Annotated in this window: 23 protein-coding genes; 11 read left to right on the plus strand and 12 right to left on the minus strand. The window is 64.3% G+C overall.

Going from position 1 to position 25,668, the window contains the following annotated elements; genetic code table 11:
- The first annotated feature begins 148 nt into the window (after nucleotides 1–148).
- From DRF71_RS25730 to DRF71_RS25755, 6 genes are all read left to right on the plus strand, one after another.
- On the plus strand, nucleotides 149–1,216 hold the full coding sequence (locus DRF71_RS25730) for an HlyD family secretion protein (protein ID WP_198672389.1): 1,068 nt from the start codon (nucleotides 149–151) through the stop codon (nucleotides 1,214–1,216).
- Nucleotides 1,213–3,945, plus strand: a complete 2,733-nt coding sequence (gene rbbA, locus DRF71_RS25735; protein ID WP_112313305.1) for a ribosome-associated ATPase/putative transporter RbbA — start codon at nucleotides 1,213–1,215, stop codon at nucleotides 3,943–3,945. The genes DRF71_RS25730 and rbbA overlap by 4 nt, the downstream gene beginning before the upstream one ends.
- Nucleotides 3,946–3,949: 4 nt before the next feature.
- The gene (locus tag DRF71_RS25740) at nucleotides 3,950–5,062 is read left to right on the plus strand and encodes an ABC transporter permease (protein WP_112313306.1); all 1,113 of its coding nucleotides are present in this window, start codon (nucleotides 3,950–3,952) and stop codon (nucleotides 5,060–5,062) included.
- Between the two features lie 60 nt (nucleotides 5,063–5,122).
- Complete coding sequence (locus DRF71_RS25745) at nucleotides 5,123–5,419, plus strand: ribbon-helix-helix domain-containing protein (protein ID WP_112313307.1); 297 nt, start codon at nucleotides 5,123–5,125, stop codon at nucleotides 5,417–5,419.
- 85 nt (nucleotides 5,420–5,504) lie between these two features.
- Nucleotides 5,505–7,214: a D-lactate dehydrogenase gene (dld, locus tag DRF71_RS25750; RefSeq protein WP_112313308.1), complete on the plus strand. Its 1,710-nt coding sequence runs from the start codon at nucleotides 5,505–5,507 to the stop codon at nucleotides 7,212–7,214.
- A 35-nt stretch (nucleotides 7,215–7,249) separates the two neighbouring features.
- Nucleotides 7,250–7,630 (plus strand): c-type cytochrome, encoded by a 381-nt coding sequence (locus tag DRF71_RS25755; RefSeq protein WP_232831690.1) that lies wholly within the window; start codon nucleotides 7,250–7,252, stop codon nucleotides 7,628–7,630.
- Nucleotides 7,631–7,667: 37 nt separating this feature from the next.
- Here the strand turns inward: DRF71_RS25755 and DRF71_RS25760 are convergent, their stop codons facing one another.
- The 5 genes from DRF71_RS25760 to DRF71_RS25780 form a co-directional block, all read right to left on the minus strand.
- Nucleotides 7,668–9,239, minus strand: a complete 1,572-nt coding sequence (locus DRF71_RS25760) for a GMC family oxidoreductase (protein WP_112313309.1) — start codon at nucleotides 9,237–9,239, stop codon at nucleotides 7,668–7,670.
- Nucleotides 9,240–9,252: 13 nt separating this feature from the next.
- Complete coding sequence (locus DRF71_RS25765; protein ID WP_112313310.1) at nucleotides 9,253–9,792, minus strand: Twin-arginine translocation pathway signal; 540 nt, start codon at nucleotides 9,790–9,792, stop codon at nucleotides 9,253–9,255.
- 79 nt (nucleotides 9,793–9,871) lie between these two features.
- The gene (locus DRF71_RS25770) at nucleotides 9,872–10,267 is read right to left on the minus strand and encodes a VOC family protein (RefSeq protein ID WP_112313311.1); all 396 of its coding nucleotides are present in this window, start codon (nucleotides 10,265–10,267) and stop codon (nucleotides 9,872–9,874) included.
- 134 nt (nucleotides 10,268–10,401) lie between these two features.
- Nucleotides 10,402–10,617: a hypothetical protein gene (locus tag DRF71_RS25775; protein WP_112313312.1), complete on the minus strand. Its 216-nt coding sequence runs from the start codon at nucleotides 10,615–10,617 to the stop codon at nucleotides 10,402–10,404.
- 36 nt (nucleotides 10,618–10,653) lie between these two features.
- Complete coding sequence (locus tag DRF71_RS25780) at nucleotides 10,654–11,715, minus strand: LacI family DNA-binding transcriptional regulator (protein ID WP_112313313.1); 1,062 nt, start codon at nucleotides 11,713–11,715, stop codon at nucleotides 10,654–10,656.
- Between the two features lie 276 nt (nucleotides 11,716–11,991).
- Here DRF71_RS25780 and DRF71_RS25785 point away from each other — a divergent pair, with 276 nt between their 5' ends.
- The 5 genes from DRF71_RS25785 (at nucleotide 11,992) to DRF71_RS25805 (ending at nucleotide 17,523) form a co-directional block, all read left to right on the plus strand.
- Nucleotides 11,992–13,038 carry an ABC transporter substrate-binding protein gene (locus DRF71_RS25785; RefSeq protein ID WP_112313314.1) on the plus strand — a complete coding sequence of 349 codons (1,047 nt, stop codon included), beginning with the start codon at nucleotides 11,992–11,994 and terminating at the stop codon, nucleotides 13,036–13,038.
- Between the two features lie 68 nt (nucleotides 13,039–13,106).
- On the plus strand, nucleotides 13,107–13,907 hold the full coding sequence (locus tag DRF71_RS25790; RefSeq protein WP_112313315.1) for an ATP-binding cassette domain-containing protein: 801 nt from the start codon (nucleotides 13,107–13,109) through the stop codon (nucleotides 13,905–13,907).
- Nucleotides 13,897–15,147 (plus strand): sugar ABC transporter permease, encoded by a 1,251-nt coding sequence (locus tag DRF71_RS25795; RefSeq protein WP_198672390.1) that lies wholly within the window; start codon nucleotides 13,897–13,899, stop codon nucleotides 15,145–15,147. Before DRF71_RS25790 ends, DRF71_RS25795 begins: the two co-directional genes overlap by 11 nt.
- Nucleotides 15,148–15,177: 30 nt before the next feature.
- A complete protein-coding gene (locus DRF71_RS25800; protein WP_112313317.1) occupies nucleotides 15,178–15,906 on the plus strand; it encodes an SDR family oxidoreductase in 729 nt (242 codons plus the stop codon).
- A gap of 9 nt (nucleotides 15,907–15,915) precedes the next feature.
- Complete coding sequence (locus DRF71_RS25805) at nucleotides 15,916–17,523, plus strand: FGGY-family carbohydrate kinase (protein ID WP_112313318.1); 1,608 nt, start codon at nucleotides 15,916–15,918, stop codon at nucleotides 17,521–17,523.
- Here the strand turns inward: DRF71_RS25805 and DRF71_RS25810 are convergent.
- From DRF71_RS25810 to DRF71_RS25840, 7 genes are read right to left on the minus strand one after another with little or no spacing between them, the layout of a single operon-like run.
- Complete coding sequence (locus DRF71_RS25810) at nucleotides 17,520–19,277, minus strand: ABC transporter ATP-binding protein (protein ID WP_112313319.1); 1,758 nt, start codon at nucleotides 19,275–19,277, stop codon at nucleotides 17,520–17,522. The genes DRF71_RS25805 and DRF71_RS25810 overlap by 4 nt on opposite strands.
- Nucleotides 19,274–20,233 (minus strand): acetamidase/formamidase family protein, encoded by a 960-nt coding sequence (locus DRF71_RS25815; protein ID WP_112313320.1) that lies wholly within the window; start codon nucleotides 20,231–20,233, stop codon nucleotides 19,274–19,276. Before DRF71_RS25815 ends, DRF71_RS25810 begins: the two co-directional genes overlap by 4 nt.
- 9 nt (nucleotides 20,234–20,242) lie before the next feature.
- A complete protein-coding gene (locus tag DRF71_RS25820; RefSeq protein WP_112313321.1) occupies nucleotides 20,243–21,847 on the minus strand; it encodes an ABC transporter substrate-binding protein in 1,605 nt (534 codons plus the stop codon).
- 34 nt (nucleotides 21,848–21,881) lie between these two features.
- Nucleotides 21,882–22,802, minus strand: a complete 921-nt coding sequence (locus DRF71_RS25825) for an ABC transporter permease (RefSeq protein ID WP_112313322.1) — start codon at nucleotides 22,800–22,802, stop codon at nucleotides 21,882–21,884.
- The gene (locus tag DRF71_RS25830) at nucleotides 22,802–23,719 is read right to left on the minus strand and encodes an ABC transporter permease (protein ID WP_112313323.1); all 918 of its coding nucleotides are present in this window, start codon (nucleotides 23,717–23,719) and stop codon (nucleotides 22,802–22,804) included. Before DRF71_RS25830 ends, DRF71_RS25825 begins: the two co-directional genes overlap by 1 nt.
- Entirely contained in the window at nucleotides 23,716–24,351 is a 636-nt protein-coding gene (locus DRF71_RS25835; protein WP_112313324.1) for an ANTAR domain-containing response regulator, read from the minus strand. The genes DRF71_RS25830 and DRF71_RS25835 overlap by 4 nt, the downstream gene beginning before the upstream one ends.
- Entirely contained in the window at nucleotides 24,348–25,418 is a 1,071-nt protein-coding gene (locus tag DRF71_RS25840; protein ID WP_112313371.1) for a transporter substrate-binding protein, read from the minus strand. The genes DRF71_RS25835 and DRF71_RS25840 overlap by 4 nt, the downstream gene beginning before the upstream one ends.
- Nucleotides 25,419–25,668: the final 250 nt, after the last annotated feature.

Consider the following 25,668-nt stretch of genomic DNA (forward strand, 5'->3'; position numbering starts at 1 on the left):
GACAGAGAGAATGCTGCCAGTGCACATCTGACAGGCGCATTCATGGCTCACGGGCCGCGCATTCTTTCCCGCCGACGGACACCATTGCCGGCTGCGATCTGACACCGGGCAAGTACAGCCGGGGCAGATTTACCTGAGGACAGATGCCATGAAAAACTCCACCCGCAAATTCATCATGCCTGCTGTGCTGCTGATTGCCGCCGGTATCGGCTATTACGCCTGGACGCGGATGCAGGATCCCGGCCTGCCGGCAGGCTTTGCCGCCGGAAATGGCCGGATCGAGGCGACCGAGACCGATATCGCCGCGCTGACCGGTGGGCGGATCGCCGATATTCTGGTGACCGAGGGCGATCTGGTGCAGCCGGGCGATGTGCTGGTGCAGATGGATGTGGTGCAGCTGACCGCGCAGAAACGCCAGGCCGAGGCGCAGCTGCGCCGCGCCGGGATCGCGGTCGAGACCGCCGGCGCCCTCGTCACCCAGGCCCAAGCGCAGGAGCGGGCAGCGGCGGCAACGGTCGATCAGGCCCGGGCCGTGGCCGATGCAGCGGCGCAGCGCTATGCCCGTTCGGTCCAGCTGGCGGCCAGTTCCACAGTTTCGCAACAGGTGCTGGATGATGATCTGGCGAAAGACCGCCAGGGCAAGGCGGGGCTTGCTTCGGCCGAGGCCTCGCATGCGGCGGCGGTTGCCGGGGTCAGCAGCGCGAAAGCCCAGGTGGTGGATGCCGGCGCGGCGGTCGATGCCGCAAAGGCTTCGATCGACGCCATTCAGGCCACGCTGGACGATGCCACGCTGAAAGCGCCGCGCGGCGGGCGCATCCAGTATCTGATCGCGCAAGAGGGTGAGATCGTCGCCTCGGGTGGGCGGATCCTGAACCTCGTCGATCTGGGCGATGTCTATATGACGATCTTCCTGCCCACCTCGCAGGCCGGTCGGGTCAGGATCGGCACCGAAGTGCGCCTCGTGCTGGATGCGGCGCCGGAATTCACCATCCCGGCCACGGTTTCCTATGTCGCCGATGTGGCGCAGTTCACGCCGAAAACAGTGGAAACCGCCGATGAGCGTGAAAAGCTGATGTTCCGTATCCGCGCCCGGATCGAGCCGGAATTGCTGGCCCGCTACACCGAATATGTCAAAACCGGCCTGCCGGGCATGGCTTATGTGCGGCTTGATCCCGATGCCGTCTGGCCCGCATTCCTGAACACTGTCGTGAAATGATCGGGGCCGCGGACCCTGTCGCCGGGGTCTCGGGCCTGTCGCTGCGCTATGGCGCGGTGACAGCGCTGAAGGCGCTTACCCTTGATATCCCGGCGGGGCAGATGGTCGGGCTGATCGGGCCGGACGGGGTGGGGAAGTCGAGCCTTTTGTCCCTGCTGGCCGGGGCGCGACAAATCCAGGATGGCGAGGTTCGGGTGCTGGGCGGCGATATGCGCGACACCCGCCATCGCCGTGCGGTCTGCCCGCGCATCGCCTATATGCCGCAAGGCCTGGGGAAAAATCTCTATCCAACGCTTTCGGTTCAGGAGAACCTGGATTTCTTCGGCTCGCTTTTCGGCCATGACAGGGCGGCGCGCGCTCACCGGATCACCGATCTGCTGGCCGCGACCGGCATGTCGCCGTTCCGCGACCGGCCGGCGGCGAAACTCTCGGGGGGGATGAAGCAGAAACTGGGCCTGTGCTGCGCGCTGATCCATGATCCGGATTTCCTGATCCTGGACGAGCCGACCACCGGCGTCGATCCGTTGTCGCGCCGCCAGTTCTGGGATCTGATCGACCGCATCCGTGCCATGAGGCCGCAGATGAGCGTGATCACCGCCACCGCCTATATGGAGGAGGCCGCGCGGTTCGACTGGCTGGTCGCGATGAATGCGGGCGAGGTTCTGGCAACCGGCAGCCCGGCTGAATTGCTCGCCCGCACAGGTGCCGGCAATCTCGACGAGGCCTTCATTGCGCTTTTGCCCGATACCGGGCGTGGCGACAGCTCTGCCGTGGTGATCCCGCCACGCGAGGCCAGCCCGGAAATCGCCATCGAGGCCGAGGGGCTGACCCAGCGTTTCGGCAGCTTTACCGCCGTCGACACCGTTTCTTTCCGCATCCCCAGAGGCGAGATTTTCGGCTTTCTGGGGTCAAATGGCTGCGGCAAGACCACCACGATGAAAATGCTCACCGGGCTGCTGGAGCCGACCGAGGGCCGCGCAAAGCTCTTCGGCCAGGAGGTCGATGCCAGCGATCTTTCGGTGCGGCGGCGGGTGGGGTTCATGTCCCAGGCCTTCTCGCTTTACGCCGAGCTGACGGTGCTGCAGAACCTTGAATTGCATGCGAAACTCTTCGCGATGGAGCCGGCAAAGATCCCGGCCCGCATCGAGGAAATGATCGCGCGCTTCGATCTGGAAGAGATCCGCCATGCCCTGCCCGAGGCGCTGCCTCTGGGCATAAGGCAGCGGCTGTCGCTCGCGGTGGCTATGATCCACGGGCCAGAGATCCTGATCCTGGACGAGCCGACTTCGGGCGTCGATCCGGTGGCCCGCAATGGCTTCTGGCGCATTCTGGCGGAACTGTCGCGCAAGGATGGGGTGACGATTTTCGTGTCGACCCATTTTATGAACGAGGCGGAATGGTGCGACCGCATCAGCCTGATGCATGCGGGGAAGGTGCTGGTCTCGGACACTGCCGCCGCGATCACCGCGTCAAAGGGCGCGGCGGCGCTGGAAGACGCGTTCATCGCATATCTGGAAGAGGCTATTGGCGAGAGCACACCGGCGGCGGAACCCGCCGCGCCCGCACCCCAGCCTGCCAGTGAGGCCCTGCAAACACCCGCCGGCTTCAGCCTGCGCCGCTTGCTGAGCTATTCAAGGCTGGAAAGCCTGCAATTGCAGCGCGACCCGATCCGGATGACCATGGCGCTGATCGGCTCGCTTCTGTTGATGATCGTGATCGGCTTCGGCATCAATATGGATGTCGAGGATCTGAGTTTCGCCGTTCTCGACCGCGACCAGACCACCACCAGCCGCGACTATATCGCGGATATTTCCGGCTCGCGCTATTTCACCGAAAAGCCGCCGCTGACCGGCTATGACGATATGGATGCGCGCATGCGCTCGGGCGAGCTGGCGCTTGCCATCGAGATCCCGCCGGATTTCGCCGCCAATATCGCGCGCGGCCGTGATGTCGAGGTTGGGGCCTGGTTTGACGGCGCCAATCCGCAGCGCGCCAGCACGGTGCAGGGCTATGTCCAGGGCATGCATTCGACCTGGCTTTTGCGCCATATGCGCGAGGCTTATGGCGAGGCGGCCGTGGCCGGCAATTTCGAACTGGTGACGCGCTATCGCTATAACCCCGATGTGCGCTCGATCATCGCCATCGTGCCGGCGGTGCTGCCGATTCTCTTGCTGATGATCCCCGCCATCCTGACCACCCTGTCGGTGGCGCGGGAAAAGGAACTCGGCTCGATCATCAATTTCTACGTCACTCCGGTGACGCGGCTGGAATTCCTGATCGGCAAGCAGCTGCCCTATATCGCGCTGGCGATGCTGAACTTCTTCCTGATGCTCGGCATGGCGCGGCTGTTGTTCGGAGTGCCGTTCAGCGGCAATCTTGCAGGCTTTTCGCTGGCCGCGCTGATCTATGTTTCGGCCACCACCGCGCTTGGCTTTCTGGTTTCGGTCTTCATTGCAAGCCAGGTGGCGGCGCTGTTTGCGACCGCGCTGCTGACGCTGATCCCGGCGGTGTCCTATTCCGGGCTGATCGACCCGGTCTCCTCGCTTTCAGGTTTTGGCCGGGTGATTGGCGAGGTCTATCCGACCACCTGGTTCATCACCGCCGCGCGCGGGGCCTTTTCCAAGGCCTTCGGCTTTGCCGAGCTTGCCCAGCCGATCTTCGCCATGGCGCTGGCAGTGCCGGTGATCCTGGGCCTTGCCGCGTATTTCCTGAAGAAACAGGCGAGGTGAGGGGATGAATTTCCGCAATATCCTCAATCTCGGTGTCAAAGAGCTGCTTGGCCTGTGGCGCGACTGGATCATGCTGATCCTGATCGTCTATTCTTTTTCGCTTTCGGTCTGGACCTCGTCCCATGCCAGTCCCGAGGCACTGAACAATGCCGCCATCGCGGTTGTCGACGAGGACCGCTCGCAGCTCTCGACCCGCATCATCCAGGCCTTCTACCCGCCCTGGTTCGTTCGCCCCGCCACGATCACCACATCGGAAATGGATGCGCGGATGGATGCCGGGCTGGATACTTTCGCGCTGAATATCCCGCCGGATTTCGAGCGCGACGTGCTGGCGGGCAAGGCGCCGGCGATGCAGCTGAATGTCGACGCGACCCGCATGAGCCAGGCCTTTACCGGCAATGGCTATATCCAGCAGATCGTGACCTCCGAAGTCGCGGAATTCGTCGCGGGCTACCGGGGCGAGACCGCGATGCCGGTGGGGCTGTCGCTGCGCGCGCGGTACAACCCCTCGCTGGATCCCAGCTGGTTCGGGGCCATCACCAGTGTGATCCAGTCGATCACCATGCTGTCCCTCGTGCTGACCGGCGCGGCGCTGATCCGCGAGAAGGAACATGGCACGGTCGAGCATCTGCTGGTGATGCCGGTCACCGCCTCCGAGATCATGCTCTCGAAAATCTGGTCGATGGGGCTGGTGGTGCTGCTGGGTTCGGCCTTCTCGCTGGCGGTGGTGGTGCAGGGGCTGATGCAGGTGCCGGTGGCGGGCTCGGTGCTTTTGTTCCTTGCCGGTTCCGTGCTGATGCTGTTTGCGATGACCTGTCTGGGGATCTTCCTTGCCACCATCGCAGGCACCATGCCGCAATTCGCGCTGCTGATGATGCTGGTTCTCTTGCCATTGCAGGTGCTTTCCGGGGCGATGACGCCGCGCGAGTCGATGCCCGAGGTGATCCAGACCATCATGCTGGCCGCGCCCAACACCCATTTCATCATCCTCTCGCAAGGCATCCTGTTTCGCGGCGCCGGAATCGAGACCGTCTGGCCGCAATTCCTGGCCCTTGCGGCGATCGGGCTGGTGCTCTTCCGCCTCGCCCTCGCGCGGTTTCGCAAATTCCTGCGCTAGACGCCCCGCCCCAGGGATGCATAGACTGGGGAAACATCAAACGGGGGAGGACCGGATCAGATGTGTGAGTTATTCGCGAGGCAGGACCCGGCCCGTTATGTGCCCGTCACCCGCCGCATCCGCCTGAACGGGCAAAGCACCTCGGTCCGGCTGGAGGCCGCTTTCTGGACCATCCTTGACGAGATCGCGCGCGAGCAGGGGGAATCGACCGGCGCCTTTCTCTCGACGCTGCATCGCGAGGTGCTGGAATTCCATGGAGAGCCGGTGAATTTCGCCTCGCTTTTGCGCTGCACCTGCCTGAGACGGCTGGAACACCGCCGCGCCGCGCAGATGCCGGAAAAGCGGGCCGTCGCCTGAAAAACGCTTGCAGGACAAGATGATACTACCCGTTGCGCGCCGGGTCGGCCCATGATGGCGACCGGGAACCGGCAGGGAGAGGGATATGCGCGACCAGGGTGACTTGCTGGCAGAGCTGCGCGGGCTGATCGGCGCCGGCCATGTGCTGACCGGTGCGCGCGCCACGCGGCGATTCACGCGCGGCATCCGCTATGGCGGCGGCCCGGTCGAGGCGGTGCTCTGCCCCGGCTCACTGGTCGGAATGTGGCGCGCGCTGAATGCGGTGATCCAGGCCGGGCGGGTGGTGATCTTTCAGGCGGCGAATACCGGGCTCACCGGTGGCTCCACCCCCTGGGGCGAGGCTTATGACCGCCCCGTCATGCTGATCAGCGTGATGCGGCTTAAGGGCATCCATCTGATCGGGGGCGGCAAACAGGTGCTCTGCCTGCCGGGATCGACGCTGGACGGGCTGGAGCGCGCACTGAAACCCCTGGGGCGCGAGCCGCATTCGGTGATCGGGTCCAGCTGTATCGGCGCCTCGGTGCTGGGCGGCATCTGCAACAATTCCGGCGGCGCGCTGATCCGGCGCGGGCCCGCCTATACCGAGATGGCGCTTTATGCCGAGGTGCGGGAAGATGGCTCGGTCGCGCTGGTGAACCATCTGAGTTTTGAACTGGGGGATGACCCCGAGACGATCCTTGCCCGCGTCGAGGCCGGCGATCTGCCGCCACCCGCGCCCGGCGATGCCTGGGGGTCTGACCGCGAATACGGCGACCATGTCCGCGATGTCGATGCGGCGACGCCCGCGCGGTTCAACGCCGATCAGCGCCGGCTGCGCGAGGCCTCGGGCTCTGCGGGCAAGCTGGCGGTTTTCGCGGTCAGGCTGGATACATTCGAGGCCGAGAAAGAGACGGCGGTGTTCTGCATCGGCACCAATGACCCGGCCGAGCTGACGCAGATCCGCCGCGATATGCTCTCGGGGTTCACAACCCTGCCGATTGCGGGCGAATATATCCACGGCACCGCCTGGGATATTGCCGAGCGTTATGGCAAGGATACTTACCTCCTGATCCGCAAGCTTGGCACGCAGCGGATTTCCGGCGTTTTCGCGCTGAAATCAAAGCTCGACGGCTGGACCGAACGGCTGGGGCTGGGGACCACGCTGACCGACCGCATCGCGCAGGCGCTGTCTCGCCTGTTTCCCCGCCACCTGCCGCCCCGGCTGCGGGCGTTCCGCGAGCGTTATCAGCATCACCTCTTTCTGCGCATGGGCGGCGCGGGGATCAGCGAGGCCCGCGCATACCTGACCCGCATGTTCCCCACCGCCAGCGGCGATATGTTCGAGGCTACGACCGAGGAGGGTGCCGCCGCCTTCCTGCACCGTTTCGCCGTGGCGGGGGCGGCCAACCGTTACCGCGCCGTGCATAAGCGCGAGGTCGAGGATATCGTCGCGCTGGACATCGCGCTCAGGCGCAATGACCGCGCCTGGGTCGAGCATCTGCCGCCGGACCTCGACGCCCAGATCGCCCATAAGCTTTATTACGGGCATTTCTTCTGCCATGTCTTCCACCAGGATTATGTGGCGAAAAAGGGGGTGGATTGCCTCGGTCTGGAACATGCAATGTGGCATCTGCTGGATCAGCGCGGCGCGCAATATCCGGCGGAACACAATGTCGGCCATCTCTACAAGGCGCCGCCGCAGCTGGCTGGCTTCTACCAGTCACTCGACCCGACCAACAGCCTGAACCCCGGCATCGGCCAGACCCCCACCGCCCGCAACTGGCAGACCGGCTGCGGCTGCGGCAAGACGCATTGACCCCTATCCCAGCTTTCCCGCCAGGAGTAACCACCGTGAAGATCCCCGCTTTGTCGCTGACCCTTATGCTCGCCCTCGCCTCTGCCGCCCATGCCGAAGGCGATGTGGAAAAGGGCGAAAAATCCGCGAAGAAATGCATGGCCTGCCATACCTTCACCACCGATGCGCCCAATAAAACCGGCCCGACCCTGTTCGGGATCATCGGTCGCAAGACCGGTTCGGTCGAGGGCTATGCCTATTCGAATGTTATGAAGGCCTGGGGCGAAGAGGGGCATGTCTGGACGCCCGAGGAACTCGACGCCTTTCTCGAAGCGCCAAGAGCGGTGCGGCCGGGTAACAAGATGCCCTTTGCCGGGATCAAAAAGCCCGAGGAACGTGCCGATCTGATTGCATATCTTGCAACGCTGACGGAATGAGAAAGGGGCGGAACCGAAAGGTCCGCCCCTCTCCGTTTCAGAGGTTCTGTTTCGACAGCTCACCTGCGATGAACTCGGCCTGACGGATCGCGAGCGCCACGATGGTCAAAGTCGGGTTCTCGGCCGCGCCGGTGGTGAACTGACTGCCATCCGAGACAAAAAGGTTCGGTATATCATGGCTTTGCCCGTGTTTGTTCACCACACCGTCACGCGGGTTTTCTGACATCCGGTTGGTGCCGAGGTTATGCGTCGACGGATAGGGCGGCGTCGGGAAGGTGCGGGTGGCCCCTGCGGCGCGGTAGATCGCCTCGCCCGCTGCATAGGCATGGTTGCGCATCGCAATATCATTGGGGTGATCGTCGAAATGCACATTCGGCGCCGGCAGGCCGAACTGGTCGACCACCGTGGCATGAAGGGTGATGCGGTTGGTCTCCTGCGGCATATCCTCGCCGACGATCCACATGCCGGCCATGTTCTCATAGCCATCCATTGCCGAGGTGAAGCTGCGCCCCCATCCGCCCGGATCAAGGAAGGCCGCCATGAAGGGAACGCCAAGCGCCAGCGTTTCCAGCTCATAGCCGCCGACGAAACCGCGCGACGGGTCAAGCCTCGCCTCGTCCTGCACGATCCCGGCCATGGTGGTGCCGCGCCACATCTTCACCGGCTTTTCAAACACGCCGTAAACCGAGCCGGTGACATGGCGGAGATAGTTGCGCCCGACCTGGCCCGACGAATTCGCCAGCCCGTCCGGGAACATCGAAGAGGCCGAGTTCAGCAGGATCCGGGGGCTTTCGATCGAGTTCCCGGCAACGCAGACCACGCGCGCCTTCTGGAAATGCTGGTTGCCATCCTTGTCGGCATAAAGCACGCCGGTCACCTTACCCTTGTCGTCATGCTCGATCTTCAGCGCATGGCAGCGGTCGCGGACTTCCAGATTGCCGGTCGCCTCTCCTTTCGGGATATCGGTATAGGCCGAGGACCATTTGGCGCCCCATTTACAGCCCTGAAAGCAAAAGCCGGTCTGCTGGCAGGCGAGACGGTCATCGTAATCGACCGAATTGATCGCCATGCGACCAGTATGGACCTCTTTATAGCCAACTGCCAAAGCGCCCTTTTCCAGCACCTTGTAATTGTTGTTGCCGGGCAGGCCGGGGCGGTCACCGGTGCGGGTCACGCCCAGCTTGGTCTCGGCCTTTTCATACCAGGGCGCCATTTCCGCCCCGTCAATGGGCCAGTCAAGGAGGTTCGCCCCGGTGACATGGCCATAATTGGTGCGCGCCTTCCATTCATGGTCCTGGAAGCGCAACGACGCCCCCGCCCAATGGATCGAAGTGCCGCCAACCGCCTTCACGATCCAGGCCGGAAGACCCGAAAAGTCCTTCGCCACCCGCCAGTCACCCGAGGTGGTGCGGTTATCCAGCCAGGCCAGCTGGGCAAAGCTGTCCCATTCGTCATTGATGTAATCCTCGGGCATATAGCGCCCGCCGGCCTCAAGCGAGACGACCTTGACACCCTTTTGCGCCAGTTCATTCGCCAGCACGCCGCCACCCGAGCCCGTGCCGATGATCAGAACGACGGAATCGTCGTCCAGTTCAAATTTCGCAACCATTGATCCGCCCCCCTCAGAGCCAGTTGATATCGTCGAAACCGCGATGCAGATAACCGCCCTGGCTGAAGGATTCTCCCTCATAGCCAAAGATCGGCCAGACGGCCTTCTGGTTATAAAGTCCCGTCACGAGACCGCCACGGATCTGCTGGAAGAAGGCGGAAGTCTCCATCGCGCGCAGCAAAGCCACCCGGTCATCCTCCCACCCGATGGAGAGGTAATCGGCGTGTCCTGCGCCCTGGGCCGCAGCGTTCAGCGACGCAATCCCGGCTTCGATCCCGGGCGCGGCATCGGCCGTGTCATAGCCTTTGACGGCGATGACATAGAACTCATCGGCGATACGGTCATGGGGGTAGATATCGCGCGCCATGCGAACCAGCGTGGCCATGGTCTCTGGCTTCAGCGTGGTGGGCGCGTAAGCCCAGGCGGCGTCGGGGGCGGCGATAAAGCCCGCGCCGATGATCATTCCCGCGCTTGCGGCAAAGCTTCGCGAGATCAGCTGGCGACGGGTGAGGGTTTGCCCCCTCAGCCCGCGGCTTGCGGTCAGGGTCGTCATAGTCTCCTCCTTGCTTATCGTAGTTCGGCTGGGAGTTCCCGGTGCGGCTCCTCTTCCGCGCAGGAAAGGCCGTTTCAGATTATTGGTAGCGCCCCGCGCGCTGCAGCACTTCGATCTGGTAACCGTCGGGATCGGCTATGAAGAAAAACCGCGCGATGACTTCGCCGCCAGGGGCGAAATCGACCAGTTTGCGGGGGGTAAGGCCGGCGGCTTCCAGCCGCGCATGCTCGGCATTCACGTCAGAGACCGAAAACGCCAGATGGCCGTAACCATCGCCAAGATTATAGGGCTCAACGCGGCCTTTGTTGACGGTCAGTTCCAGCTCGAACCCGGTCTCGGCATTGGCGAGATAGATCAGCGTGAAGCTCTCGAAATCGAGGCGGTCCACCACTTTCAGGCCGAAAGCCTGGTCATAGAATGCGAGCGAACGGGCTTCGTCCAGCACGCGGATCATGGTGTGAATCATACGGGCCATAGTGTCTCCTTGCTTTCTGGCAGGAAACGGCAGATCGGCACGGAAGGGGTAGTATTATGCTACTGACCGGGAAATTGTTCCGGTAAATCCCTGAAATGAAATGGCCCGCACCGGCGCGCGGGCCATAGCTCCGGTCAGGGCGCCTTTGTCTGCGGCAACGCGCCGAGGATCGTCAGATCCAGCCGGATCACCGAGCCCATGGTGCCGGCGGCATAGTCGGGATGCGTATCGCTGGAAGGTTCCGAGACGGAGGCGAACAGAACCTGGCCCGACTCGTCCAGAGAAAGGTTGCTGGGGAAGGTCTTCACCGCCAGATCGCGGGTCACGGTATAGTCTTTCGTATTGACCACTTTGAGACCGCCGGTGTCCGAAGGCGCGGGCCGGGTTTACGGCCCCTCCGCCACCGGCGGAAAGGGCGGCGCGGCGAAATGGGTGGGGATTTCGCTGACGCCGGGCGGTGGGGTGCCGGCGTCGATCAACCCGAACAACGCCTCCAGCATCGCCGGAACATCCTGCTGCACCATAACGATATTCTCGGTGAGGATAGCCGCCAGCGGATCCCAGTCGAAACAGCCGACATGGGGCGCCATGGCACCAAAATGACCGGTCGAGCGGGTCCAGTGCAGCACCCCCTCCAGCGCGATGGTGGAGTTGACGAAGATCGCGCGTGGCAGCGCGCCGCGCCGCGCCGCCAGATCGGCCAGCGCGGTGATGGCGCGCTCCGGCGCATAGCCGGTGGCAAGAATCATCGCCTCGTCCACCGCGATCCCCGCCTCGTCATGGGCGGCGCGAAAGCCCCGGATCCGCTCGGAGGTATTGTGATCGCTGGCGCGGCCGCCAATGAAGGGGATCGGCTCGCCCCGGTGGCGCTGGCTGGCCGAGGCCGCGAGAATCCGCCGCGTCAGCGCCAGCGCGCCGCCGAAATTATCCGAGATCACCGAGGGCGCCAGACTGCCCGGCAGGTCAAGGTTGAGCGAGCGCACCCCGGCGCCCTCGCAGATCGCGGTGATGCGGTCGGGATCGGTGGCGCCGGTCGCAATCAGGCAATCCACCTGATGCGAGATCATCTCGCGCGCGGCCTGGATCTCAAGCGCGGGGTCGCGCATCGTGCAGGTGATGATCGGAAAAAGGTCGCGCGACCGGGCCATTGCCTCGAACCGCTCGACGATCGAGCCGAAATAGCGGTTGTCGTATTTCGGCACGATCATCCCGATCAGCCGCGATTTCTCACGCCTGAGCCCGCTGGCCTGGAGGTTCAGCGCATAGCCCTGTTCCTCGGCGGTGCGGGTGATGCGTTCCGCCAGCGAGGCGCTTATGCGGCGCTTTTTCCAGGTGCCGTTCAGCACCGCGCTGACCGCCGTTGGCGAGGCCCCGACCAGCACCGCCAGATCGTAAATCGTGGTGCGCCGCGCACGGGTCGGCGCCGGGTTGGGGCGGGGTGCTGTCACGGTTTCCTCATTCCCTGGAAATGCAGCTTGACAGTTTCAACGGGCTGACGCAACCTCATGCTACATCGGTTGAGCAGGAGGGCTACACCGATGGAACACGGATAATTCACGCCGCCGGACCGGATGCCGGGCCTGAGGGAGGATCACTGCACAGCTTCGACCCGCCGGTTTTCCGGCTTCGTCCTGCTGCGCGGTCTTCGTCTCTCTGACCGTGTCGGTCGCGGTTCTGTTCAGCGGGGACCCAGGGTCGCCCGTGCTTTGTGGAGGAGAGACGAGATGAAATTTTTCACCCTGCCCGCAGCGGCATCGGCGATGGCCGTGCTTCTGGGCTCTGCGGCGCTCGCCGAGCCTTCGGGCGTCGTGGGCTTCCTGATGCCCGACCAGGCTTCGACCCGCTATGAAGAGCATGACTTCCCGGGCTTTAAAGCCGAGATGGACAAGCTCTGCCCGTCCTGCGAGGTGATCTACCAGAACGCCAATGCCGATGTGGCGCTGCAACAGCAGCAGTTCAACGCGCTGCTGACCCAGGACGCAAAGGTCATCGTGCTTGATCCGGTGGACTCGGCGGCGGCGGCGGGTCTGGTGACGCTGGCCCAGGCCCAGGGCGTCAAAGTCATCGCCTATGACCGCCCGATCCCGGCGACCCCGGCCGATTACTATGTGTCTTTCGACAATGAGGGCATCGGCTATGCCATCGCGAAATCGCTGGTCGAACATCTGAAGGCCTCGGGCGTGCCGGATGGGGCAGGGGTCTTGCAGATCAACGGCTCGCCCACCGATGCAGCCGCCGGCCTGATCCGTGACGGCATCCACCGCGCGCTGAAGGAATCGCCCTATAAGACACTGGCCGAGTTCGACACGCCGGACTGGGCGCCGCCGAAGGCCCAGGAATGGGCGGCAGGCCAGATCACCCGTTTCGGGGCCGAGATCACCGGCGTTGTGGCGGCGAATGATGGCACCGGCGGCGGCGCGGTTGCGGCCTTCAAGGCGGCGGGCGTGAACCCGGTTCCACCGGTCACCGGCAATGACGCGACCATCGCGGCGCTGCAGCTGATCATTTCGGGCGACCAGTATAACACCATCTCGAAACCCTCCGAGATCGTGGCGGCAGCGGCAGCGAATATCGCGGTCACCTTCCTCAATGGCGAGACGCCCGAGGCGAAGACGAGCCTGTATGACACCCCCTCAGAGTTGTTCGTGCCGGCCGTGGTGACCAAGGAAAACATCAAGGCCGAGATCTTCGACAAGGGGATCCAGACGCCCGAGCAGATCTGCACCGGCGAATATGCCGAGGGCTGCAAGGCGCTCGGGATCACCCAGTAAGCTTTCTGGCTGGCCCGACCGGTGCGCTCCCCGTCGGTCGGGTCCTGTTTTCAGCGCAAGGTGCAGATATGACGGATGCGAATACGCCCCCGAAAGGGGAGCTGCTTTTGCAGCTGGAAGGTGTTTCAAAGAATTTCGGGGCCGTCTCGGCCCTGAGCGATATCGAACTGGAGGTTCACGCCGGCGAGGTTGTGGCCCTGGTCGGTGACAATGGCGCCGGCAAATCGACACTGGTGAAGGTGCTGGCCGGGGTGCATCAGCCCTCGGCCGGGGTGGTGCGCTTCATGGGGAAACCCGTGACGCTCGACAGCCCGGCAAAGGCGCTGGATCTGGGGATAGCGACAGTCTTCCAGGACCTGGCGCTGTGCGAAAACCTCGATGTGGTTTCTAACCTGTTTCTGGGCCATGAGATTTCACCCTGGCGCCTTGACGAGGTGCAGATGGAGGTCCGGGCCTGGACGCTTTTGCGCGAGCTGGCGGCACGGATTCCTTCGGTGCGCGAACCCGTCGCCTCGCTTTCGGGCGGGCAGCGGCAGACGGTGGCGATTGCGCGCTCGCTGCTGACCGATCCGAAGATCATCATGCTGGATGAGCCGACCGCCGCGCTTGGCGTGGCGCAGACGGCCGAGGTGCTGAACCTGATTGACCGCGTGCGCGCGCGGGGTCTGGGCGTGATCATCATCAGCCATAATATGGAAGATGTCCGCGCGGTCGCCGACCGCATCGTCGTGCTGCGGTTGGGCAAGAACGGCGGTGTCTTCACCCCGGACTCCAGCAACCAGGAGCTGGTCGCCGCCATCACCGGCGCGTCGGAAAATGCGGTCTCGCGCCGCGCAAGCCGCAAGGCGGCGGAGGTGCATGATGAGTGATGTGAAACCGGCAACCCAACCCCTGGATCGCGCGGATGAGCGGGTCAGGAATGATGACAGCCTCTCGGGTGCTGTGCGGCAATTCGTTGACCGGGTGCGCTCGGGCGATCTGGGCATTCTGCCGGTCGCAGTGGGGCTGGTGGTGATCTCGGTGGTCTTCTCCAGCCTGAACCCGGTGTTCCTCTTGCCGAACAACCTTGTGAACCTGCTGTTTGACTGCGCCACGGTGGGGGTGATTTCGCTCGGGATCGTCTGCGTGCTGATGCTGGGCGAGATTGACCTTTCCGTGGGCTCGATGAGCGGGCTGGCCTCGGCAATGGTGGGCGTGGTCTGGGTGAATATGGGGCTGCCTTTGCCCATTGCCATCGGGGCGGCGCTGCTGGCCGGGCTGGTGATCGGCTTTGTCTATGCGACGCTTTACACGCGGCTTGGCATGCCCAGCTTTGTTGCAACCCTGGCGGGGCTGTTGGCGATCCTGGGGATGCAGCTTTACATTCTCGGGCCGACCGGCTCGATCAACCTGCCATTCTCGTCGCCGCTGGTGGCCTTTGGCCAGCTTTTGGTGATGCCGGCATGGCTCTCGCATGGGCTGGCGCTGATCCCGGGGCTGGTGGTGCTGATCGGCGGGCTGAACACCGCCAGGCGCCGCCGCGAGGCCGGATTGACCGCGCTGCCGATGAGCCTCTTGCTGATCAAGGCCGGCGTGCTGACCGCCGCGCTGCAATTCGCGGTCTGGTATCTGAACCTTGGCCGGGGCGTTCCCTGGATGTTCGGGCTGTTCGTCGGCCTTGTAGTCGCGATGCAATACGCACTGACGCGTACCAAATGGGGACGCTCCCTCTTTGCCGTCGGCGGCAATCGCGAGGCGGCGCGGCGTTCGGGCATCAATGTGCGGCGGATCTATTACTCGGCCTTTATGCTTTGCTCAACGCTCGCCGCTCTGGGCGGGGTTCTGGCGGCGGGGCGGCTGGCATCCTCAAGCCAGCAGGCGGGCACGGGCGATGTGAACCTCAATGCCATCGCGGCGGCGGTGATCGGCGGCACCAGCCTCTTTGGCGGGCGTGGTTCGGCCTGGGCGGCGCTTTTGGGCATCATCGTGATCCAGGCAATCTCCAACGGGCTGACGCTGCTGAACCTGTCGTCGAGCCTGCGCTACATGATCACCGGCGGCGTGCTCGCCATTGCGGTGATCGTCGATTCCCTTGCCCGCCAGTCGCGCGCGACGCATGGACGTGGTTGAGTATACGGGGCTGACCTGAAGGAGTGAGATATGGCTGAATCAATGGAAGGCAAGGTGGTCGCGATCACCGGCGCCGCCTCGGGGATCGGGCTGGCCTGCGCGCGCATCCTGGTGGAAGCGGGCGCGAAAGTGGTGCTGATCGACCGCGCCGAAGACCGGCTGAAAGCACTTTGCGCCGAGATCGGGCCGAAGGCGCTGCCGCTGGTGGTCGATCTGATGGATGGCAGGCAGGTCTCGGCCATGCTGCCGAAGATCCTTGATCTGGCCGGGCGGCTTGATGTCTTCCACGCCAATGCGGGCGCCTATATCGGTGGCCCGGTGGCCGAGGGCGACCCCGACGCCTGGGACCGGATGCTGAACCTCAATATCAACGCGGCCTTCCGCTCGGTCCATGCGGTGCTGCCGCATCTGATCGCGCAGAAATCCGGCGATATCCTCTTCACCTCCTCGATCGCCGGCATGGTCCCGGTGGTGTGGGAGCCGATCTATACCGCGTCGAAATTCGCAGTGCAGGCCTTCGTCCATTCCACCCGCCGCCAGGTGGCGCCGCATGGCGTCCGCGTTGGCGCGGTGCTGCCCGGCCCGGTGGTCACCGCGCTGCTTGACGACTGGCCGAAGGCCAAGATGGACGAGGCGCTCGCGAATGGCAGCCTGATGCAGCCGGTCGAGGTGGCAGAAGCGGTGCTCTTCATGCTGACAAGGCCCCGCAATGTGACGATCCGCGACCTGGTGATCCTGCCGAATTCCGTCGATCTCTGAGGCCATGCCATGACCCCTGCCCCCCAATATCTGATCGGCGTCGATGTCGGCACCGGCAGCGCCCGCGCCGGGGTATTCGATCAAAGCGGTCGCCTGCTGGCCTCTGCAAAGCGCGAGATCACCATCTGGCGCGGGCCGGGCGCCATGGTCGAACAATCCTCCGCGCAGATCTGGGAGGCGGTGGCGGCCTCGGTGCGCGAGGCGATGGCGGGGATCGACCCTGCTTTGGTGGCGGGGATCGGTTTTGATGCCACCTGCTCGCTGGTGGTGCTGGGAGAGGGCGGCGTCTCGCTGCCGGTGGGCCCCTCAGAAGACCCGGGCCGCGATGTGATCGTCTGGATGGATCACCGCGCGGTCGACCAGGCGGAACGGATCAATAAACAGGGCCATAAGGTGCTGGATTATGTCGGCGGTCGCATCTCGCCCGAGATGGAGACGCCGAAACTGCTATGGTTGAAAGAGAACCGGCCGCTGGTCTTTGCCGAAGCCCGGCATTTCTTTGATCTGGCCGATTTCCTGACCTGGAAGGCAACCGGGGACGAGGCGCGCTCCACCTGCACCGTCACCTGCAAATGGACCTATCTGGCGCATGAAAACCGCTGGGATCCGTCTTACTTCCGTCAGATCGGGCTGGAGGCGCTGGCGGATGAACAGTTCGCCCGCATCGGCACCCGCGTGGTGCCACCGGGAACCGCGCTTGGCCAGGGGCTGAGCGCGGCGGCAGCGGCGGATCTGGGCCTTGCGCCCGGAACCCCGGTGGGTGCCGGGATGATCGACGCCCATGCCGGCGGCATCGGCACGGTGGGTATCGAGGGCTCGCCCGCGACGCATATGGCCTATGTCTTCGGAACGTCCTCCTGCACCATGACCTCGACCGAAGCTCCGGTTTTCGTGCCCGGGGTCTGGGGGCCGTATTTCTCGGCCATGGTGCCGGGGATGTGGCTGAATGAGGGCGGCCAGTCTGCGGCGGGTGCGGCGATTGATCAGCTGCTTGATTTCCACCCGGCAAGCGCGGGCGCAATGGTACAGGCGCGCGGTGCAGGGCAATCGCTGGCGCTCTGGCTGACCGGGCGGATCCTGGCGCGTGAACCTGACCTCTCAAAGACTGTCGCGCTGGCGGGAGAGGTGCTTGTGGTGCCGGAATTCCTTGGCAACCGCGCGCCCCATGCCGATCCGCATGCCCGCGCCGTGATCGCCGGACTGGGGATGGAGCGCGATATTGAAAGCCTCGAGGCGCTCTACCTCGCCGGGATCTGTGGCGTGGCCTATGGGCTGCGACAGATCCTTGATGTGCAGCATGCGGCGGGCGCAAAGGTGGAAAAGATCGTGATCTCGGGCGGGGCAGGGGAATCGCGGCTGATCCGCCAGATCCTCGCCGATGCGACGGGGCGGGTGGTGATGGGCTCGGCCTCGGATGAGCCGGTGCTTCTGGGCGCGGCCACGCTGGGCGCGGTGGCGGGCGGCCTTTTCCCCGGGATGCGCGCCGCCATGGCCGGGCTCTCGGCACCGGGCGAGGCGCATCAGCCCGCAGGCGGCGCGGTGGCTTTGCGCCATGAACGCCGCTTCCGCGCCTTTACCCTGTTGCAAGAGGCCGCAAGGGCGGCACGCAACGCCTAACCCGCGACGAGGTGGCCGCCGCCGATATCCGTCAGACGCACCGGTTCCGGACCCTGGCCAATGGGCCAGACCGGGCTGGGAATATCGCCCGCCATCCGCGCCGCAGCCAGGCGCGGGCGCGTTGGGTCGGGCACCGGCACCGCAGCCAGCAGCCGCTGCGTATAGGGATGCTGCGGGTTTCCGAACAATTGTTCGTGACTGCCCATCTCGACGATCTGCCCCAGATACATCACCGCCACCCGGTCTGAGATATTCTCGACCACTGCCATGTCATGGCTGATGAACAGAAAGCTCACCCCCATCTCGCGCTGCAAATCGCGCAAGAGATCCAGCACCTTCGCCTGAATAGACACATCCAGCGCCGCCACGCTTTCATCGCAGACGATCAGCTTTGGCTTCAGCGCCAGGGCGCGGGCGATGCAGATCCGCTGCCGCTGCCCGCCCGAGAACTGATGCGGATAGCGGTTGAAAGCCGCGACCTGCAGCCCGACGCGCTCCAGCAGATCGCGCACCCGGGCCTTTTGCTCGTCGGGCGAGCCTATGCCATGGATCACCAGCGGCTCGCGGATCAGCTCGCCCACTGTCATCCGGGCATCAAGCGCCGCCATCGGATCCTGAAAGACGATCTGCAAATCGCGGCGCAGCGCCTTGCGACCGGCACTGTCGAGATCAGCCAGCGCCCGGCCCCCGACCTCGATCCGTCCCTCATGCGGCACCAGCCCCACCAGCGCCCGCGCCATGGTGGATTTGCCGCAACCGGATTCCCCGACCAGCGACAGGGTCTCGCCCCGGAAGATCTCCAGCGAGACATGTTCGACCGCATGAACCTGGGCCGAGACGCGCCCCATGAACCCCTGGCGGATCGGAAAGCGGACCGAGACATCCTGGTAACGCATCAGCACCTCTTGTGCGGCAAGCGGGGGCCGTACGGGGCCGCCACCGATCCGGGGCACGGCGGCCAGCAATTCGCGTGTATAGGCCTCGCGCGGCGCCTCAAACAGATCGACCGTCGCGGCGCTTTCCACCACACGGCCCCGCTGCATCACGATCACCCGGTCGGCCATTTCCGCAACCACGCCCATATCATGCGTTATCAGGATCACCGCCGTCCCCAGATCCCGTTGCAGATCGCGGATCAGATCCAGCACCTCGCGCTGCACGGTCACATCCAGCGCCGTGGTCGGCTCATCGGCGATCAGCACATCGGGTTTCAGCGCAATCGCCATCGCGATCATCACCCGCTGCCGCATACCGCCCGAAAGCTCATGCGGGTATTGTTCCAGCCGGCGCTCGGGCTGCGACAACCGCACCGCCTTCAGCGCCTCCAGCGCGCGGGCGCGGGCCTCGCGCATCGGCACGGGATCATGCGCCCGGATCGCCTCGGTCAGCTGGCGGCCGATCGACATGACCGGGTTCAGCGCGGTCATCGGCTCCTGAAAGATCATCGCGATACGGGCGCCGCGCAGGCCCTGCATCCTGGCCTCGGGCAGGCTGGTCAGCTCGGTCTGGCCCAGATGGATGGTGCCGCCGGTGACCCGTACCGCCGGAACCGGCAGCAGCCCCATGATCGCAAGCGAGGTGATGGATTTCCCCGAACCGCTCTCTCCCGCAATCGCCAGGGTCTCGCCGCGGGCAAGATCAAAGCTCAGCCCTTCGACCAGGGGAACCAGCCCCTGGTCAGAGCGTGCCGAGACCGTCAGGTCCCGGACCGAAAGCACCCCTTCCGGGGCCGAAGAAAGCGCCGGGGCAATCATTCAAAAACCGCGCGCGGAAAGTAAAAGCTGACCACCATATTCGGCATATCGACGATTTCCGAGATCCTGAGATCGCCGCAGACCGAACAGAGCATATAGGCCTCGACCGGGTCGAGCTTCTGCGTCACGCAAAGCAGGTCGATCATCCCCGAGACCGCGTCCTTCGCCGCCGTCCAGAGATCGGGGCCGATGCCGGTGGTGGCCTCGTAACCCTTCGCATCCAGATGCCGCGTCACCGGCCCCGGCGTGGTGAAACGCGGGAATTTCAGCGGCTGGCCTTTGATCAGATCCAGCGTCAGCACCACATCGAACGGGCTTTCAATCGCGGTGCCGCAGACCTCGCCATCGCCCTGCGCCGCATGGGTGTCACCGATCGAGAACAATGCGCCTTCGACCTCGACCGGCAGGTAAAGCGTGGTGCCAGCCGCCAGATCGCGGATGTCGAGATTGCCGCCCACCCGGCGCGGCGGCACGACCGAGTGATGCCCGGCCTCGGCCAGGGCATTGCCGATGGTGCCGGCAAAGGGCTTCAGCGGCACCCGGGCATGTTTCCCGAACAGCGCAGGCTCCAGGCTGGCGGGATCGAATTTCCACACATTCAGCGCCGGTTCCTCGAACTGGTCTGTCAGAAGGCCAAAACCCGGGATATTCGCCGTCCATCCGAACCCCGCGCCGTCCCGCGCCTGCGGGGTGAAGCTGTCAATCGTCACCTTCAGCACGTCGCCGGGCTTTGCGCCGTCGACAAAGACCGGCCCCGAGACCGGGTTGATCCTCGCGAAATCCAGCGCGCCGACATCCGCAACAGTCGAGCGGGGGCCAAGCTGGCCCCCGGAACTGTCGAGGCACTGGAACAGGATCGTCTCACCCGGGGCAGCCTTCAGCGTCGGCACGAATGAATTGTCCCAGCCGAAATGGTGCTGATGGGCGTGGATCGTATGATTGCAGTGCTTGCACATGGGCGGGCCTCACTCCTTGATATAGACGTAATCGTAATTGACCGGGATCGAGACCGGATCGACGTAAAGCGCATCCGCCCCGCCCATGCGCGGCGATTTCAGCGTAAAGCGCTGCTCGTTGAACACCGGCGCCCAGGGGGCATCCTCCATCACGCCCATATAGACATCGGACCAGAGTTTCAGCCGCTCATCCGCCCTGGCCGGGTCAACGGTGCTGTCCGCTTTGGCCGCCAGCGCGTCGAGATCGGCATTGCAGTATTTCGACCAGTTCCAGCCGCCTTCGACCGCGCCGCCGCAACCGAGGATCGGGCCGTAGAAGTTCGAGGGATCGGGGAAATCGGCGATCCAGGCCATGCCGCCCGACCAGATCATCGGAGCGGTGCCGGCACCGCCGGCCTCGATCACATTGGCCTGCGCGAGGGAGCGGATATTGGCGGTGATACCGATGGCTTTCAGATCCTGCTGGATCGCCTGGGCGATCCGCGGGTTCGGATCGGTATTCATAACGTAAAGCTCGGTTTCGAATCCGTCCGGGTAGCCGGCCCCGGCCAGCAGCGCTTTGGCCGCGTCGATGTCATAGGCATAGCCGGCGTAATCTTTGGTATAGCCCGGCATCGAAGGCGGCAGCGGCTGGGTCGCCGGCACCGCGCGGCCATTGATCACCTGGACGATGCGGTCCTTGTTGATCGCCATATTGACGGCGCGGCGCACCTCGACTTTGTCAAACGGCGCGGCGGTGACGTTCATCGTTATGTAACCGGTATGAAGCTGGCCACCCTCGACCACATTCGCCGCCTGGGCCGGATCCCCCATCACCTCGGTGAATTTCGCGGGCGGGATGCCGTCGCCGGGAATATCCACCTCGCCATTCTGCGCCCGCAAGAGTGCGACGACCGGCTCCTGTCCGACCTCGACGGTGAAGCTGTCGAGATAGGGAACGCCTGCGATCCAGTAATCCGGGTTCTTCGTGAAGACGAGGCGCTGACCCAGCGTCCATTCCGTCAGGCTGAACGCGCCGGTGCCGACCGGCTTCTTGCCGAAATCGGCGCCCTCTGCCTCGACCACTTCCTTCGGGACGACATAAGAGAAGTTCAGCGCCATGACATGGAGGAAGGTCGCATCCGGGCGCGAGAGTTTGAACACCACGGTCGAGGCATCCGGTGCCGAGACACCCGACAGCGCCGAGCCATCGGCGGCCGAGGCATCAAAGCCCTCGATCATGCCGAAGAACCCCTGGCCAGGGCTTTGCGTTGCCGGGTTCACCACGCGGTTGATCGAATAGACCACATCTTCCGCCACCATCTCGCGGCCATTATGGAATTTCACCCCGGGGCGGAGTTTGAACGTATAGGTCAGCCCGTCATCCGAGATCGTATAGCTTTCAGCCAGCCCCGGGCGCAGCACGGTGGTGCCCGGCTCGTAATCCATCAGCCCGTCAAAGACCGATTTGATCATTGACCAGTTCTGCCAGTCATAGCCGATGGCCGGGTCCAGCGTCGCCACATCATCCTTATAGGTGACGATCATATTGCCGCCCGGGATGGGGGTCTCTGCCAGCGCGGGGCTGATCGCCATCATGGCGGCAAGGGCGGTGGAAAGGATCAGTTTTTTCATTGTTTCTCTCCTGTTGGGTCGGTGTTGTTTCGGGTCAGCGCAGTTTGATGCGCGGGTCGATAAGGGGGGAAATCAGGTCGGCAATCAGATTGCCGATCACGATGGCAAAGGCCGAAACGAGGGTGACACCCATGATGATCGGGATATCGACGCGCTGAATGGCCTGCCAGGCCAGCTGGCCGATGCCGGGCCAGCCGAAAACGCTTTCGACCACCACGATCCCCGACATGAAGATGCCGATATCAATCCCGATCATCGCAATGACCGGCAGGATCGCATTCGGCACCGCATGGCCAAGGATGATGCGCCCGCGTCCCAGCCCCTTGGCCCGCGCCGTGCGGATGAAATCGGCGCGCAGCACATCGAGCATCGAGGAGCGCATGATCCGCGCATACCAGCCCGAGCCGAGGATCCCCAAAGTCAGCGCCGGCAGCACCAGATGCGCGAATGTGCCGTAGCCTCCGATCGGGAACCAGCCAAGCTGGACGGCAAAGACGTAAAGCAGCAGGAGCGCCACCACGAATTGCGGCGCGGATACCGTGACGAAGCTCGACAGCATCAGCACATTGTCAAGTGCGCGGCCCCGGTAAAGTGCCGCAATGACGCCAAGGGTCAGCCCGATCACCAGTTCGCAGACAATCGCGGCCAGCATCAGCAACAGCGTCGCCGGCAGGCGGGCCGAGATCAGCACCGCAACTTCGGTCTTTTGCAGATAGGAACGGCCCAGATCGCCCTGCAAAAGGTTCCACAAATAGCGGCCATATTGCACGATGAAGGGCTGATCGAGGCCAAGCTGGCGGCGGATGCTCTCGACCGTTTCAGGCGTGGCAGAGCGTCCGGCGATCTGGCGCACCGGATCGGCGGGCAGCACATAAAGCAGCACGAAGGTGATGAAGGAAACGCCAAGCAGGATCAGCGCAGACATCACCAGGCGGCGCAGGATATAGGCCAGCATCAGTCGCGCCCCTGTTGCGTTGGGTCGAGAATGTCACGCAACGCGTCTCCGACCAGGTTGAAGGCCAGCGCAAGCAAAAGGATCGCAGCACCCGGGATAAAGACGAGCCAGGGCGCCGCCTGAAACCAGGTCTGGTTTTCAAAGATGATATTGCCCCAGGAGGGAGTCGGCGGCTGCACTCCGACACCAAGGAAGGACAGCGTCGCCTCCAGCAGCACCGTGGTCGAAATCCCCAGCGTCCCCCAGACGATCAGCGTCGGCAAAAGATGCGGCAGGATATGTCGGAACAGAATGCGGCCATGTCCGGCGCCCAGCGTCTTTTCAGCGGCGATAAAGTCGCGCTCGGCAAGCGACGAGGTCTGGGTATAGACCACCCGCGCCGTCTGCACCCAGTTCACAAAGGCGATCACCAGGGCCACGATCCACAGAGAGGGCTGGAAAATGGCGGCCAGACAAATCGCCAGCAACAAGGCCGGAAAGGCCATCATCAGATCGGTGAAGCGCATCAGCACAGTGCCGGTAATGCCGCGGAAATAACCCGCCGTTACCCCCACCAGCGTGCCGATGAACAAGGCCGCGCCATTGGCGACCAGCCCGATGATCAGCGAGGTCTGCGCGCCGTATAACAGCCGCGACAGCAGATCCCGGCCCAGGAGATCGGTGCCGAACCAATAGACCGGTCCGGGCGGCATCGGGGCACCCTCGATGGTCAGCCCATCGAAGAATTGCTCATCGGGATCAAAGGGTGCCAGCCAGTCCGCAAAGACCGCGCCGCCGACACAGATCAGGATCGCCAGAAAGCCGAACAGCGCCAGTTTGCGTCCCATGAGGCGGCGCAAAACCGAAGGACCGCGCGGGGCCGGCCCGATTGCGCCCGGCGTTGCGCCCTGTGTTGCGCTTGGTGCGGCAGCTGTCATCTGCGCTCCTCTCTGCCCGGTTTGCCGGCCTGGTTTTCCGGACCCTGTCCGGGCTCGTTCCGGGCGCGGTGATTGGCCACCAGCCGCGCGGCGGCGATCTCGATGGTGACGCGCCAGGCCATGGCGGTCTGGCGCAAAAGCTCATAGGCCTCGGCTTCGGATTTGCCGCGCAGGGCGAAGATCATCACCGCCTGCACCACGGTCTGGCGGGCGGAAAGCCGGTCCTCCAGATCCAGGATCAGGGCATCCGATTCCCGCGCCCGGTCGAAATTCGCCCTGGCGACCAGCAAAGCCGCATAGACCCCCTTATCGCCAACCGGCTTCAGAAGCTGCGCATGCGCCCCCATGGTCAGCGCCCAGTTCAGCCGGCCCGGCGCCTCGGATCCGATCAGCGCGATCATCGGCATGGGCGAGGCGCCCGGCTTCCAGGGAAATTGTTCGTCATGGCCGGTATCGGCGTCATAAAACACGAAATCGGCGCTGATAGCCCCGGCGGGCAGGTCGGGCCAGGCCTCACGCACCTCCAGCCCGATAACGTTCAGCTGGCGGGTCAGCACCTGGATGCCGGGATGCGGCCGGTGCAGCACCCAGGCCAGCGCATTGCCGAGATTGCCGGTGCGGATCCGGCTCATGACACCACCCGCAGCACCGGAGCAGCCGGCAGATCACGGTCGCGGGCGGTCAGATAGGGGTCGGCGCCGCGCGGCGGGTGGCGCAGGATCTCGTGAAAGCGGCCCGCGCGGATCTGCGCGATCACCACCGGCTGGCGGGCATGGAAATGGGTCGGATCGGGGCGCGGTTTTTCTCCCGCCGCCAGCGACAGCGCCACCAGCTCCGAGAGGCTCAGCGTTTCGGCCCCGGGCCGGCCATTAAGCAGCCGCGCCAGCTCATGCACCGCCTGGCGCGCCATCTCGGCCAGCGAACCGCCGCGCCCCTCCCCCGGCTCGAACCAGGGACCGGCGGCAACGAGGCCCTCGGCCCCGGCATCACAATAGGCGATCTCGCATTCGGTGAAATTGCCGGACAGCACCGGCAGGGCGGCGCCGGTCTTTTGCCGCAGCTCTGCCAGTTGCGCGAGAAAGGCGTAAGAGCTTTCCCCGACCAGAGAATTGACGATGAAGTCAGGCCGCAATGCGGTGATCTCGGCGATCAGATGGTCGGCCTCGGTGTCGCCAAGCGCGAGATACCGGTCGCCGGTCACCTCGCCGCCCGCCACCGCAATCCGCTCGCGGGCGATCTGCGCAATCTCCCAGCCCCAGATATAGTTGGAGCCGACCAGATAGCCGCGCGGCCCAAGCGCCGGCAGCGCCCAGTCGAGCAGCGGCAGCAGGTGCTGGTTCGGGCAGGAATGCATATAGGCGACGCGTTCTGACGCCTCGAACCCCTCATAGGGCACCGGATACCAGAGCACGCCGTCAAAGCGCTCCAGTTCGGGGATCACCTCTTTGCGGCTCGATGAGGTGACGCAACCGAAGATATGGCGCACTCCGGTCTCGCGCAGGATCTCGCGGCACAAAGGGGCATAGCGGTCATTGCGCCCCTCGGGGTCGCGCGCGCTGACGCGGAAGGTCAGATCGTAATCGCTGCTGGCATTCACCTCGGCCACGCCCTGAAGCGCGCCTGTGCGCGATGCTCCCGACAGCACCGCATAATTGCCACTCAGCGACTGCAGGATTCCGATGTCGATGATACGTTTCATCTGGGCCCGAATATAAAAAACCCCGCACCGATCCGCGTTGAAAAACGCGATCGGAACGGGGCGTGACTGCCGGTATTTCATTGAATTCTGACATGCATTCTGCGCGAAAGATAGCGCGAACAGCGGCGCCTTGCCGTCTCTGGCCCGCAGCGCGCGGCTTTTCGGCGCTTTTTGCTGAAAATGCAGGCAATCCCGTGCCGGCCCGGGAGGTATGTGGCACCCCCCGGGCCGACGAAACCCCGTCCGGGGC

The organism is Pseudogemmobacter bohemicus (assembly GCF_003290025.1).
Lineage (GTDB): Bacteria > Pseudomonadota > Alphaproteobacteria > Rhodobacterales > Rhodobacteraceae > Pseudogemmobacter > Pseudogemmobacter bohemicus.